The organism is Agrobacterium sp. SORGH_AS 787, from assembly GCF_030819035.1.
Classification (GTDB): domain Bacteria; phylum Pseudomonadota; class Alphaproteobacteria; order Rhizobiales; family Rhizobiaceae; genus Agrobacterium; species Agrobacterium larrymoorei_B.
On record NZ_JAUTBG010000001.1, the window covers coordinates 1,059,465 to 1,072,770 of the forward strand.

The following is a 13,306-nucleotide window of genomic DNA, read 5'->3' on the forward strand; positions in this document are numbered from 1 at the left end:
CACGCCACCATTGCCTCAGCCTATGCTTTTGCCAAAACGGGAGAAGCTTTCTTCCAGTACGGTCGTACCCGCACCTGGGCGTTCCGGCCGCTTGTAGATGCCGCCTTGCACATCCGCTGGTTCCTCGAAGTGGTCCTTGATCCAAGGGATATATTCGAGGATCGTCGAGGCCGGGTGCCAGTAGCTTAGGTGTACATGGACCTGGCTCATCTCCCCTGCATGGGGCACGACGGGCAGGCGATGCGCCAGTGCCAGATCCGCCACCTGAATATATTCGGTTATGCCGCCAAGGCGGGTCACATCCGGCTGGACGTAGGCGACCGCGCCGGCGGAGATGAAGGAGCGGAACGCATCGACCGTGTAAAGCTGTTCCCCAAGCGCGATCGGGATCGAGGTATTGCGGGCAAGCGTTGCGTGGCCGCCGATATCATCATACCAGAGCGGCTCTTCGAACCAGTAGATATCGAGATCACGCGCGAGCGAACAGAAACGCTGGCAGGTCGGCAGATCCCACTTGCCGTTTCCATCGATAGCGATGCGCACCGACCCGCCGAGACGTTCGCGAACCGCCGTCAGCCGATCGATATCCACGTTGGGATCGTCGTGTCCAACCTTGATCTTTAGCCGGGTAAATCCATCCTGTTCGACGGCTCTTGCGGACCCCTCAATCAGAGTGTCCTTCGTGAAAGAAAGCCAGCCGATATCGGTATTATAAGCCTCGAGCTTGTCGGTCCGGGCTCCGCCGAGATAGCTCCACAGCGGTAGCCCCGCCTTTTTCGCCTTCAGGTCCCAGAGCGCGACATCGACGGCAGCAAGCGCCAGATGTGTGATGCCCGCGCGGCCAACCCATTGCAGCGATGGATAACGGGCAAGCTTGGTCCAGAGGCGCGAATGGTCATTGGCATCCTCGCCAATCAGAAGCGGCTCATAGCAATCGCGGATGCAGGAGGTGATCAGTCGGTCTGAAGCGAGATGCGCATGGGTGCCGGTGAAGCCGTAGCCCTCCAGCCCATCCGTGGTGACAATCTTCGTGCCGACCACGCCCCAGTGGGTGATGGAATGCGTCGAGTCGGAAATGGAATCGGATGTCAGTGGCAAATGAAGAATGAAGGGATGGACTGATGCGATTTTCATGATGGATAACCCTCCTCCGGTTATCGGGTGATATGTCTTGCGGGCTTTGCTGTTAGCCGCCTTCCATCTTCTCGAGATAGGGCAGTTCGTCAGGCGAAATGACTTCCGCGACAGCCGTGATGCGCTTCATTGCGCGGCTTCTGGAGATTTGCAGGTGACGGACGAGCGCGGACTTCGCGCCCTCGATATCACCCGCCAGAAGGCTGTCGAAAATCGCCAGGTGTTCCGGCAGGAAGGGCTCGGTGTCGAAGAGCTCCATGGTCCAGTGATAGAGAAAATGGTGGGCGACAAGCAGCGCCTGCGGCAGGCTGATGGCCTGCATCAGCGAGGCGTTTTGGCAGTAGCCGAGAAGCTCGACATGCAACTGTTGTTCGAGCGCATCGAGCATCTCGCCGTCGATCTTATCGACCGACTGGATGGCGTCTGCGACATTCTTGCCCAAGGAAATCAGCAGGCCATCCGGTAGATTGGGGACTGCCTTTTCCAGCGCGATCGGCTCGAGGATCCAGCGAAGCTCGTAAAGTTCATCGATATGCTTGGCCGTCAGCGCCGGCGCATACCATCGCCCGCTCTCGTCCTTGTGGACGATACCGCGCTGCTGCAAACGAGCGACGACATCGCGTGCCACGGTTCTGCTGACGCCGTAATGTTTCGCAAGCATCGCTTCGTTGATCCGCCAAGCCGCGAGTGAGGTGCGCGAGACGATCTCGATCTCGATATTGTCGTAGATGAGTTCCCAGCTGGATCGCGGCTGCATGCGCATTGTGTCGGCGGCGGGGACCGAATTCTCATCGGCCGTCCCCGTTTGCTGCACCGATCTGTTTTTTGCCACGACATCATAGCCGCGGCTCTCGGTCTTTCGCACGAGATGAAGACGCTCCAGTTCCGCCAGCGCCTGGCGTGCCGGTGCGCGGCTGATGCCGAAGCGGTTGGCGACCATGGTTTCGGTCAGCCTCGTACCCTGAACGATGACGCCATTGGCGATGTCCGCAGCCAAAAGGTCGCAGGCTCTGCGGTATAGGCGGGGCGCGATGCCAGTCGTGGCGCTCTTCATCGTTCTCCTCTCTCACCTTCGGTCTCGTTGCCGACCAGTGATCGCTTTTAGCCTGACAGGGATTGCACGGCCCAAAAACAATGTCTAGTGTATGCATAAGACATTTTGAGAAGGAGGAGTCGGGATGCTGCAAGATGAGGTGCGCGCCCATGTCCCGTTGACATTGCTGGATCGGTTCTGCCGTGCAGTTTTCGCAGCCTGTGGTGCGGATGCGCCGACGGCGGATGCTGCGACGCGCGCGATGATGCATGGAACACGCTATGGCGTGGACAGTCATGGTGTCCGTTTGCTCGACCACTACGTGACCGCCATGCAGGGTGGACGGATCAACCGCACACCGCGCCTTTGCAAGGTGGCGGGATTTGGCGCGGTCGAGACACTGGATGCGGATGATGCGCATGGCGCGCTTGCTGCCTATACGGCGATGGCCCATGCAACCGAATTGGCAACGCAGTTCGGCATCGGCGCGGTTGCCATTCGCAATACCTCTCACTTCGGCCCGGCGGGTGCCTATTCACTTGAAGCCGCGAAGCAGGGATTTATCGGCATCACCTTCTGCAACTCCGATAGTTTTGTGCGTTTGCATGATGGCGCGCAGCGCTTTCACGGCACAAACCCGATTGCGGTCGGTGTTCCGTCCGGTGCGGACAACCCTTGGCTCCTGGATATGGCGACGAGTTCTATTCCGTATAACCGTGTGCTTCTTTATCGCAGCCTTGGTCAGCCATTGCCCGATGCGACCGCTTCGGATGAAGGCGGCCATGACACCAAGGATCCGTATGCCGCGGCGATGCTTGCGCCGCTTGGCGGTGAGTTTGGATTCAAGGGCGCAGCACTTGGCGGTGTGGCGGAGATATTCAGCGCGGTGCTGACCGGCATGAAACTCAGCTTCGATATCGCCTCCATGGGTGGGCCGGATTTTTCGACACCGCGAGGCATGGGTGCTTTCGTTCTGGCGCTGAAGCCTGAGGCATTTCTGGAGAAGAGCGTCTTCGAAGGAGCGATGACGCGTTACCTCGAAACGTTGCGAAACTCGCCGGCGCGTAAAGGTGCGCGGGTGATGGCGCCTGGAGACCGCGAATGGGAGGTTGCGGCCGAAAGGGAGCGCCAGGGAGTCGTCCTGGATCCGGCGACCCGGCAGTCATTTGCAGATTTGGCCAATCGGTTTGGGATCACGCAACCATTTAGCTGATGTGACGGGCTTGAAACGGCGGAGGCAAGTTTGACAGTTGACTTCGTCATTCAATCAGCCTTAATGAACGCGATTGGTAAGACCACTTGACCAATGCGGTTACGGGGAGGGGACATCATGTTTGTGGCGCTTGAGCCGCGTCGCCTCCACAGGCAGGTGGCGGATCAAATCAGGTCGCTGATCGAGGCAGGTGAAATCGCCGACGGGGCCAAGCTTCCGGCGGAGCGCGATCTTGCCGAACGTTTCGCTGTTTCAAGGCCAACTGTTCGCGAAGCGCTGATCGTGCTGGAAGTCGAAGGCTATATCCAGATCCGCATGGGCTCGGGCGTCTATGTGAGCCAACGTCCGAAGGCGCTGTTGATCCTGCCGGCGGACGATAGCGACGGACCTTTCGAAATTCTCCAGGCGCGCAGCATCATCGAAGGTGGCATTGCCGAAGAGGCGGCAAAGCGGGCCAAAGCATCGCATGTCGCTCTTCTCGACGAGAATTTGAATCGGATGGAAGACGCCATTGGCGATGCAGTGGAGATGCTGGTTCATGACCGCGCCTTTCATCTGGCGATTGCCGACATCATCGGCAATGTCACACTTCATCGTTTCACCGGGCACATCTTCGACCGCCGCATGACGCCCTATTTCGAGCGCCTTGCCAGCCATTTCGAGGGGCCGCGCACGTGGCGTCTGGCGCTTGAGGAGCATGTGTTGATCCGTGACGCGATTGCCGCGAACGATCCGGAGGCGGCGAAAGCTGCCATGCAGCGACATCTTAGCCAGTCGCAGAAGAGATTTTCTCAAAGCTTCGGAGAGGAGGCTTGAGGGGAGGGACGATGCCGCTCTTTTCGTGAGGGCGGTAGAGAATGAACATCTGACACTATTTCGGGAGGAGAGAAGAAATGACGTTCAGATTGAGAAGCCTGCTGGGTGCCACGGCCATCATCATGGCCTCTGCGCTGTCTGCGCAAGCACAGACCGTGCTGAAATGGGCCCATGTTTATGAGACAACAGAACCGTTCCACACCGAATCCGTCTGGGCGGCGAAGGAGATCGAGAAGCGCACGGAGGGTCGCTACAAGATCGATGTGTTCCCGGCATCCCAGCTTGGTAAGGAAGCCGATATCAACCAGGGCCTGAAACTCGGCACGGTCGATATCATCATTTCCGGATCGAGCTTTGCAGCCCGCGATTCCAAGCCGATTGGCGTCACCTACTTCCCTTACATTTTCCGCAATCCTGAGCACCTCATCGCCTATACAAAAAGCGATGTCTTCAAGCGGTTGGCCAAGGGCTATCAGGACAAGACCGGTAACGTCATTGCGGCGGTGAGCTATTACGGTACGCGTCACACGACATCGAACAAGCCCATCGAGAAATGCAGCGACCTGAACGGCGTGAAGATGCGCGTTCCGGATGTGCCGGCCTACCTTGCCATGCCGCGCGCCTGCGGTGCTAACACCACGCCGATTGCTTTTGCCGAAGTCTACCTCGCGCTGCAAAACGGCACCGTCGATGCGCAGGAAAATCCGCTGACGACCATTGAGGCAAAAAAGTTCTTCGAAGTGCAGAAGAACATCGTTCTGACCGGCCATATCGTCGACCATCTCAATACCGTGATCTCCAAGTCTCGCTGGGCGAGCCTGTCAGACGAAGACAAGAAAATCTTCGTCGACGTGATGCAGGAGGCCGCGACCAAGACGACCAAGATCATTGAGGAGCGTGAAGTGGCACTTGTGGACGACTTCAAGAAGCGTGGCCTGACGGTAACGGAAGTCGACAAGGCCGACTTCGAAAAGAATGTGCTCGACAAGGTGAAGTTCGAAGACTTCGGATACAGCAAGGCCGATTGGGAAGCGATCCGCGCCGTTCAGTAAATTGCGCCTGGCGCGGGGCTCGTCTCCGCGCCGTCCTTGTCGTTTTCAGCACCGGCAGACGAGCGCATTGGGAATCTGCTGCTCGCGCCGATGCTCCAACCGGAACATTTCAATGACGCAGGAAATCCATACTCAGGTTACGCCCGAGGAGCTTGCCCACACCTTTGACGAGGCGCCTCCCGATACCGACCTTTCCGTTTATGCCTTCGAGGACTGGCTGACGCTCGCTCTTTTCTGGATGATGACGGGATGCGTCTTTCTCCAGTTCTTCACCCGTTACGTCCTCAATGACAGCTATGCCTGGACCGAAGAAATCGCCGTCAACTGCCTGATCGGGGTCGTCTTCCTTGGCTCGGTCATGTGCGTGCGCATGTCGCGCCACATCCAGGTCGATGTGCTCTATCACTACCTGCCGCCGCATGTGACGCGCATCATGGCGATCGCGGTCGATATCATCCGCATCGGTTTCTTCGCTTACGGCTCGTGGCTGATGTGGCGTTATCTGGAGATCGTCGCCGATGAAGAAATGGTCACGGTTGCTCTGCCGCGCAACATCGTTTTCTACACCGTCTTCGGTGCCTTCGTCCTGATGTTCCTGCGCTCGATCCAGGTCTTCGTGGCCAATCAGCGTCGCGGCTACTCCGTTCTCGAGCGGCCGGAAGAATTCCAGACGAGCGAGGAGATTTGAGATGCTGCTGCTGATCGGTTCTTTCCTCCTTCTGATGGTCGTAGGCCTGCCTGTGGCCATCTCCATGGCAGTGTCGTCGCTGCTCTACATCGTCTTCTATAATGTCGCGCCGGATATCATTGCGGCCCAACGCATGATCGCAGGCGTCGAAAGCTTTCCGCTTCTTGCGGTGCCCTTTTTCATCCTGGCCGGAAACCTGATGAACTCGGCAGGCGTGACGGGCCGCATCTATTCCTTCGCCGTAGCGCTCGTCGGCTGGATGAAGGGTGGTCTGGCACAGGTCAATATCATCGGCTCGGTGATCTTTTCCGGCATGTCCGGTACAGCCTTGGCAGATGCCGCGGGTATCGGCACGATCGAAATCAAGGCGATGAAGGATCACGGCTATCCGGTGGAAGCAGCTGTCGGCGTCACCGCCGCTTCTGCAACGCTTGGGCCCATCTTTCCGCCGTCTCTGCCCTTTGTCATTTACGGCATGATGGCGAACGTTTCCATCGGCGCGCTGTTTATGGCTGGCATCGTTCCGGGTGTCGTCATGACGCTTTTGATGATGATCACGGTTGCGGTCTTTGCCTATATCAAGCAATGGGGTTCGGACACGCCGTTCAGTCTGCGCACCATCTTCGGGGCCTCGCTTGAAGTCCTCGTCGTCATGCTCGTTCCCGTCAGCATCTATGTGCTGACCCTGCTCGGCCTGTCGTTGAACCTCTCCATACTGATCGTGCTTGCCATACTGATCTTCTGCGACTGGTACTTCGACTTCTCAGCCGTGATGGCACTGATGACGCCGGTCATTCTGATCGGTGGTATGACGATGGGCTGGTTCACGCCGACGGAAGCAGCGGTTGCGGCGGTGCTCTGGTCGCTCTTCCTCGGTCTCGTCCGTTATCGGACGATGACGTTCAAAACGCTTGCGAAGGCAACCTTCGACACGATCGAAACAACGGCATCGGTGCTGTTCATCGTGGCAGCGGCATCGGTCTTCGCATGGCTTTTGACTGTCAGCCAGGCAGCACAGTTGCTGTCCTCAGCAATACTGACGCTGACCGACAGCAAGTGGATCTTTCTGGTACTGGTCAACCTTTTGATGTTGTTTGTCGGCTGCTTCCTCGACACGATTGCAGCCATCACCATCCTCGTGCCGATCCTGTTGCCGCTGGTCTTGCAGTTCCACATCGATCCGGTGCATTTCGGTCTGATCATGACGTTGAACCTGATGATCGGTCTGTTGCATCCACCGCTTGGCATGGTGCTCTTCGTTCTATCACGTGTCGCCAAGCTTTCGGTGGAGCGTACGACGATTGCGATTTTGCCATGGCTCGTTCCGCTCTTCGTGGCGTTGATCCTGATCACCTTCATTCCCGCAATCACGCTGTGGCTGCCAACGGAAATGGGTCTGATCCGATAGGTTATAAGAACGGTCCGCGCGGGTTTAGGCCCGCGCGGCCATCCTCTTTCACGACAAGGAAAGTCGACTGGAAATGCTGACACGCGTGGCGCGTCTTTACGGCAAAAGAGACCTCAAGGTCGAAACGCAGCAATATTCCGAGCCGAGGGAGGGCGAGGTCCTTCTTCGCATGGCATCCGGCGGCATCTGCGGATCGGATCTGCATTATTATCAGCATGGCGGATTCGGGCCTGTACAGGTGCGCGAGCCGATCATTTCCGGTCACGAAGCCTCAGGCTATGTCGAGAAACTCGGCTCCGGTGTCAGCGGCCTTACGGTCGGGGCGCTGGTTGCGGTTAACCCATCGCAGCCCTGCGGCCAGTGCGAATACTGCCTCAAGGGGCAACCCATCCACTGCCTCGACATGCGCTTTATGGGAAGCGCCATGCGGCTGCCGCATGAGCAGGGCATGTTCCGCGACCATCTGGTCGTACCTGCAAAGCAATGTTTCGTATTTGCCAAAGATGTCACAGCCCATGAGGCTGCCTGCGCCGAACCGCTTGCCGTTTGCCTGCATGCCGTTTCACAAGCCGGCGATCTTTCGGGCAAAAGCGTGCTCGTCACCGGGGCGGGGCCGATCGGGCTTCTGACCGTTGCCGCTGCGAAACACGCCGGTGCAGCCAAAATCATCGTGACCGACCTGACAGATGCGGCGATTGCCCGCGCACCGGCGATGGGGGCGACAGGAACAATCAACGTCGCCACCAATCCAGAGGCGCTAGCCCCTTATCAGGAGAACAAAGGCAGCTTCGACGTGGTGTTCGATTGTTCGGCCGCCGCCCCTGCGCTACGATCCGCCTTCAGCGCCATCAAGCCGCGTGGCACGCTCGTACAGGTGGGAGTCACGGGTGACATCACCATTCCGCTCAACCTTCTGGTGAGCAAGGAAATCATCTGGCGTGGCTCGCAACGCTTCGACGCCGAGTTTGGTGAGGCTGTCTCGCTGATCTCGTCTCGCGCCATCGATGTGCGCCCGATCATTTCGCATCATTTTCCGCTTGAACAGGCCGTTGCGGCCTTCGAACAGGCCGGTGACCGCCAGGTGGCCTGCAAGGTGCAGATCACCTTCAGCGACCGACACTAAATTTCAGAGGATACGATCATGAGACACACATGGCGCTGGTTCGGTCCAGTGGACAGAGTAACGGTTCAGGATGCCGCACAGGCTGGTGCCGTTGGCATCGTCAGCGCGTTGCATCACATTCCGACGGGTGATGTCTGGCCCGTCGATGAAATTCACAAGCGTCATGAGGAAATCAAGGCGGGCGGACTTTATTGGGATGTGGTGGAAAGTGTCTGGATGTCAGAGGACATCAAGACACAGACGGGCGACTGGAAGCAACACGTCACCAACTGGCAGGAAACGCTTCGCCACCTATCAGCCAGCGGTATTCGCACCGTCTGCTACAACTTCATGCCGGTACTGGACTGGACGCGAACGGATTTCAGATGGGAGACCCGCCATGGCGCAAAGGCAATGCGCTTCGATCTGACGGATTTCGCTGCCTTTGATATTCATATCCTCAAGCGCCCGGACGCTGCTTCCGATTATCCCGATTGGTTGGTAGAGGAGGCGGCGCGGCGCTTTGCCGATATGCCGGACGCGAAAATTGCCGCGCTCGGCAGAAACATCGGCGCTGGTTTGCCGGGCTCTGCCGACGGCTACACGCTTGACCAGCTTCTGGAGAAGTTGCGCAGCTATCACGGTATCGATCGGGCAAGGTTGCAGCAAAACCTCGTGGATTTCCTCTCCGAGGTCGTACCGGTGGCCGAAGAAGTGGGTATCAATCTCTGCGCCCATGGCGATGATCCGCCGTGGCCGCTGCTTGGTCTGCCGCGCATTCTTTCCACGGAAGACGATTACGCGCATATGCTGAATGCCGTCGACAGCCATGCGAATGGCGTAACGCTCTGCACCGGCTCGCTTGGCGCGCGACAGGATAACAACCTGCCTTTCATCGCCAAGCGCTTTGCCGACCGCATCCACTTCGTTCACCTGCGCAACGTCACCCGCGACACCGATACCGTGCCGTGCTCCTTCTTCGAGGACGAGCATCTGGAAGGGGGAACGGATATGGTTGCCGTGATTGCCGCCCTTCTCGCAGAAGAGAAGCGCCGCCTGGATGCCGGTCTCTCCGATCATCAAATACCCATGCGACCGGACCACGGACAGGAAATCCTGGACGATGTGACCCGCGGCGCCCAGCCCGGTTATCCGGCTATCGGCCGCCTTAAGGGGCTGGCGGAGCTTCGCGGTATCGAGCGCACTCTTTCTCATCCCAACTACGGAATCATTTGATTATGAGCAGATTGTCTTCTTCCACTCTATTGCCCGACGTTGTTTCAACCCCTTCCTATGACCGCGCGAATTTGCAGCCCGGCATCATGCACATGGGTCTTGGCGCCTTCCACCGCGCCCATCAGGCCGTTTATACGCAGCGCGCTTTGTCGGAACAGTTCGGCCCTTGGGGCATCGTTGCCGTCAACCTGCGCTCGCCCGATCCGGTGGAAGCGCTTGCCGAACAGGATGGTCTCTACTCGATCATCGTCCGCAACGCCGAGGGCGATAGTGCGGAGGTCATTGGCGCCACGGTCGACTGGCTTTGCGCCGCGGAACGCGGCACGGAGGTGCTTGATTATCTCGGCAACGAGACCATCAAGATCGTGACCTTGACCGTCAGCGAGAAGGCCTATGGTCTTGACCCCGTCACCGGCGGGCTGGATCTGAAGCATCCCTCCGTCGCGGCCGATCTTGCCAACCCTCATGCACCGATCGGCGCTATTGGTTTCCTCGTCGAAGGTCTTGCCAAGCGTCGCGAAAAGGGGATCGTTCCTTACACGGTGCTATGTTGCGATAACCTCCCCTCCAATGGTCATGTGGTTCGTCGCCTCGTCCTCGACATGGCCGAGCGTCGCGATCCCGAACTGGCACGCTGGATTGCCGAGAAGGGTGCATTCCCCTGCAGCATGGTCGACCGTATCGTGCCGGCAGCAACAGCCGAAAGCCGCGCACGTGCTGAGGCTCTTCTCGGTGTTGAAGACAAGCTGTCGATAGAAACCGAGCCCTTCATGCAGTGGGTCATCGAAGAGAATTTCGTCTCTGGTCGGCCCGCTTGGGAAGCCGGTGGTGCCGTCTTTGCAAAGGCCGTCGAACCCTATGAGAAGATGAAGCTGCGTCTTCTCAACGGCCCGCATACGATGATTGCCCATCTCGGTATTCTCAACGATCTGGAATTCGTGCGCGATGTGATGGCGGTTCCGGAATTCGTCGAGAAGGTCAGGCGGCATATGCAGGCCGCGGTCAAGACGCTTGATCCGGTTCCGGGTATCGACCTGCCCGCCTATATGGACGAGCTTATCGAGCGCTTCGCCAATCCGACCATTGCGCACAAGAATATCCAGATCGCCATGGACACCAGCCAGAAGCTGCCGCAGCGCGTTCTGGCAGCGACCGTGGAACCGCTGGAAGCTGGCCGGGATGCAGCAGAATTTGCCTATGTGATCGCGCTCTGGATTGCTTCGATCCACAAGCGCGGAAATCTTGACGATCCGCGTCGTGAGGAAATCCTTGCTGCCGCGGGTAACGTCGATCCGAGCGATCCCTCGGCCTCCTTCTTTGCTATCGACGGACTGTTTCCAGCGGCACTCGTCCAGAACCGTGCGTGGCGCGACCGCGTCAATGCCGAATTGCAGAGCCTGAAGGCCTGAGCTTTCAAGTCCTGAACGACAGAAAACCCGGCGATCGTCTCGCCGGGTTTTCTTTTTAAATCTAAGGGATACTCAATCCATCTTGTGGATGTCGCGGTCCTTTGTCTCCGGCAGGAAGAGCAGACCGATGACGAGCGTGAGGCCCGCAAAGATGATCGGGTACCAGAGACCGTAGTAGATATCGCCCTTGGCAGCGCTCATCGCGAAGGCCGTTGCAGGGAGAAGACCGCCGAACCAGCCGTTACCGATGTGATAGGGCAGGGACATACCGGAGTAGCGGATGCGGGTCGGGAAGAGTTCCACCAGAAGCGCTGCGATCGGGCCGTAGACCATCGTCACATAGATGACGAGAACCGTCAGAACCGCGATGATGACTACCCAGTTCACGGCCGCCGGATCGGCAACCATGGTGAAGGCGCCGCCGCCTGGAACCGTATAGACGGCCATTTCGGTAGCGCCATTGGCTTCCGCCGGTGTCAGCAGCTTGTCGGCGACGAGCTTGTCCACTGGCACGGTTTTGGCGGGCGTCGCCCGGATGGCATCGGCGTTGAGCGCCAATTCAGGGTTTGCGGCAACAAAAGCGTCGAGCTTTGCGGCTGGAACCTGAGCGGCACCACGAGCCAGCGGATAGCCGCCGTCATGCAGGGCAATGTTGATCTGCTTCTGGAAAGCGCGATCCTTGGCCGCTGCATCTGCACCAGCTGCCACAGCGTCGTAGCTGGTGACGGTCGCTTCGCCGATCTTGACCGTGGCAGGCTGTCCGGCGGGCCCCTCGACCACATCGTAAGGCACGGAGTTGCGGGTCAGGAACGACGTTGCGATATCGCAGGATGTCGTGAACTTCGCTGTGCCCGTTGGGTTGAACTGGAACTTGCAGTCGCCGGGACCGGCTGTCACCGTTGCGCGGACGGTTGCCTGGGCCTCTGCAAGGGCCGGATTGCCCGTCCATGTGAGAGCCTTGAACAGCGGGAAGTAGGTCAGCATCGCCAGAACGAGGCCAGCCATGATGATCGGCTTACGGCCGACCTTATCGGACAGCCAACCGAAGAGAACGAAGAAACCAGTGCCGAGCAGGAGAGCGCAGGCAACCATGATGTTTGCCGATTGGCCATCCACCTTCAGAATGCTCTGGAGGAAGAAGAGGGCGTAAAACTGGCCCGTGTACCAGACGACGGCCTGACCGACGACCGCACCGAGAAGTGCGATGATGGCGATCTTGGCGTTTTTCCATTGACCAAAGGCTTCGCTGAGCGGGGCCTTGGAGGTCTTGCCCTCTTCCTTCATCTTCTTGAAGGCGGGGGATTCATTCATTTTCAGGCGAATCCAGACCGATACGCCGAGCAGAATGACGGAAAGCAGGAAGGGAATACGCCAGCCCCAGGCTGCAAAGGCTTCCTTGCCGACGCTGAACTGAACGCCGAGAATGACGACCAGCGACAGGAAGAGACCGAGCGTTGCCGTGGTTTGAATCCATGAGGTGTAATAGCCGCGACGTCCATTCGGCGCGTGCTCGGCCACATAGGTCGCAGCACCGCCATATTCGCCGCCGAGCGCCAAGCCCTGGAGCATGCGCAGAAGAATGAGGATGATGGGCGCGGCGATGCCGATCTGCGCCGCACCGGGCAGAATGCCGACCACAAAGGTCGAGAAGCCCATGATGAGAATGGTGATGAGGAAGGTGTATTTGCGTCCGACGATATCGCCAAGACGGCCGAATACCAGAGCGCCGAAGGGGCGGACAAGGAAGCCTGCGGCAAAGGCCAGCAGCGCGAAGATGTTGCGCGTCGTTTCCGGATATTGGCTGAAGAAGTTCGCGCCGATATAGATGGCGAGCGAACCATAGAGATAGAAGTCGTACCACTCGAAGACCGTACCGAGAGAAGAGGCGAAAATGACCTTCTTCTCCTCCCCCGTCATGGGGCGGGCTTTTTCCACGCCCGTCGCTGCTATATTTGCCATCGTCTGTCCTCCACAGAAATCAAGAAGACGCATCGAACAGCTCGACTCCCCTCGAACTGGCCTTTTCGGGCACGATGCACCTGATTGCAAAGTGACAGAATTTTAACGAAAGGAAGAGCGATGCTTTTGGCTTATGACTTTAGTCTAATAGGCCCGAGCCCTTCAAAGGCGATCGCTAAGGCATGATCGATGATCTGCCAACATCACCGTCGGCAACTTCTCGGACCGCGACGGCGGACAGGGCCTCTCATCGCTA

11 protein-coding genes are annotated in these 13,306 nt (G+C 58.4%); 8 read left to right on the forward strand and 3 right to left on the reverse strand.

Features of this window, described 5'->3' with window-relative positions; all coding sequences use genetic code 11:
* Positions 1-15 precede the first annotated feature (15 nt).
* On the reverse strand, positions 16-1,134 hold the full coding sequence (locus QE435_RS04615; protein ID WP_349040417.1) for a mandelate racemase/muconate lactonizing enzyme family protein: 1,119 nt from the start codon (positions 1,132-1,134) through the stop codon (positions 16-18).
* Positions 1,135-1,186: 52 nt separating this feature from the next.
* On the reverse strand, positions 1,187-2,188 hold the full coding sequence (locus QE435_RS04620) for a GntR family transcriptional regulator (RefSeq protein WP_349040418.1): 1,002 nt from the start codon (positions 2,186-2,188) through the stop codon (positions 1,187-1,189).
* A gap of 124 nt (positions 2,189-2,312) precedes the next feature.
* On the opposite strand from QE435_RS04620, the gene QE435_RS04625 reads away from it, so the two are divergent.
* The 8 genes from QE435_RS04625 to QE435_RS04660 all read left to right on the forward strand — a co-directional run bounded on the left by QE435_RS04625 (position 2,313) and on the right by QE435_RS04660 (position 11,091).
* Positions 2,313-3,380 carry an Ldh family oxidoreductase gene (locus tag QE435_RS04625; RefSeq protein WP_349040419.1) on the forward strand — a complete coding sequence of 356 codons (1,068 nt, stop codon included), beginning with the start codon at positions 2,313-2,315 and terminating at the stop codon, positions 3,378-3,380.
* Between the two features lie 117 nt (positions 3,381-3,497).
* Complete coding sequence (locus QE435_RS04630) at positions 3,498-4,196, forward strand: FadR/GntR family transcriptional regulator (RefSeq protein WP_349040420.1); 699 nt, start codon at positions 3,498-3,500, stop codon at positions 4,194-4,196.
* A 77-nt stretch (positions 4,197-4,273) separates the two neighbouring features.
* The gene (locus tag QE435_RS04635) at positions 4,274-5,248 is read left to right on the forward strand and encodes a sialic acid TRAP transporter substrate-binding protein SiaP (RefSeq protein WP_349040421.1); all 975 of its coding nucleotides are present in this window, start codon (positions 4,274-4,276) and stop codon (positions 5,246-5,248) included.
* A gap of 112 nt (positions 5,249-5,360) precedes the next feature.
* On the forward strand, positions 5,361-5,936 hold the full coding sequence (locus tag QE435_RS04640) for a TRAP transporter small permease (RefSeq protein ID WP_349040422.1): 576 nt from the start codon (positions 5,361-5,363) through the stop codon (positions 5,934-5,936).
* Position 5,937: 1 nt separating this feature from the next.
* On the forward strand, positions 5,938-7,344 hold the full coding sequence (locus tag QE435_RS04645; RefSeq protein WP_306929068.1) for a TRAP transporter large permease: 1,407 nt from the start codon (positions 5,938-5,940) through the stop codon (positions 7,342-7,344).
* A 73-nt stretch (positions 7,345-7,417) separates the two neighbouring features.
* Positions 7,418-8,467 carry an L-idonate 5-dehydrogenase gene (locus tag QE435_RS04650; RefSeq protein ID WP_349040423.1) on the forward strand — a complete coding sequence of 350 codons (1,050 nt, stop codon included), beginning with the start codon at positions 7,418-7,420 and terminating at the stop codon, positions 8,465-8,467.
* Positions 8,468-8,485: 18 nt separating this feature from the next.
* On the forward strand, positions 8,486-9,682 hold the full coding sequence (uxuA, locus tag QE435_RS04655) for a mannonate dehydratase (RefSeq protein ID WP_349040424.1): 1,197 nt from the start codon (positions 8,486-8,488) through the stop codon (positions 9,680-9,682).
* A 2-nt stretch (positions 9,683-9,684) separates the two neighbouring features.
* Complete coding sequence (locus QE435_RS04660) at positions 9,685-11,091, forward strand: mannitol dehydrogenase family protein (protein WP_349040425.1); 1,407 nt, start codon at positions 9,685-9,687, stop codon at positions 11,089-11,091.
* A 72-nt stretch (positions 11,092-11,163) separates the two neighbouring features.
* On the opposite strand, the gene QE435_RS04665 is transcribed toward QE435_RS04660, so the two are convergent.
* On the reverse strand, positions 11,164-13,050 hold the full coding sequence (locus tag QE435_RS04665) for an MFS transporter (RefSeq protein ID WP_349040426.1): 1,887 nt from the start codon (positions 13,048-13,050) through the stop codon (positions 11,164-11,166).
* Positions 13,051-13,306: the final 256 nt, after the last annotated feature.

Excerpts from the sequence above, each read along its gene's own strand:
- QE435_RS04630 (WP_349040420.1), top strand. The coding sequence starts at position 3,498 with ATGTTTGTGGCGCTTGAGCCGCGTCGCCTCCACAGGCAGGTGGCGGAT.
- QE435_RS04665 (WP_349040426.1), bottom strand. The coding sequence starts at position 13,050 with ATGGCAAATATAGCAGCGACGGGCGTGGAAAAAGCCCGCCCCATGACG.
- QE435_RS04625 (WP_349040419.1), top strand. The coding sequence starts at position 2,313 with ATGCTGCAAGATGAGGTGCGCGCCCATGTCCCGTTGACATTGCTGGAT.
- QE435_RS04635 (WP_349040421.1), top strand. The coding sequence starts at position 4,274 with ATGACGTTCAGATTGAGAAGCCTGCTGGGTGCCACGGCCATCATCATG.
- QE435_RS04615 (WP_349040417.1), bottom strand. The coding sequence starts at position 1,134 with ATGAAAATCGCATCAGTCCATCCCTTCATTCTTCATTTGCCACTGACA.
- QE435_RS04660 (WP_349040425.1), top strand. The coding sequence starts at position 9,685 with ATGAGCAGATTGTCTTCTTCCACTCTATTGCCCGACGTTGTTTCAACC.
- QE435_RS04620 (WP_349040418.1), bottom strand. The coding sequence starts at position 2,188 with ATGAAGAGCGCCACGACTGGCATCGCGCCCCGCCTATACCGCAGAGCC.
- QE435_RS04645 (WP_306929068.1), top strand. The coding sequence starts at position 5,938 with ATGCTGCTGCTGATCGGTTCTTTCCTCCTTCTGATGGTCGTAGGCCTG.
- QE435_RS04640 (WP_349040422.1), top strand. The coding sequence starts at position 5,361 with ATGACGCAGGAAATCCATACTCAGGTTACGCCCGAGGAGCTTGCCCAC.
- QE435_RS04650 (WP_349040423.1), top strand. The coding sequence starts at position 7,418 with ATGCTGACACGCGTGGCGCGTCTTTACGGCAAAAGAGACCTCAAGGTC.
- uxuA (WP_349040424.1), top strand. The coding sequence starts at position 8,486 with ATGAGACACACATGGCGCTGGTTCGGTCCAGTGGACAGAGTAACGGTT.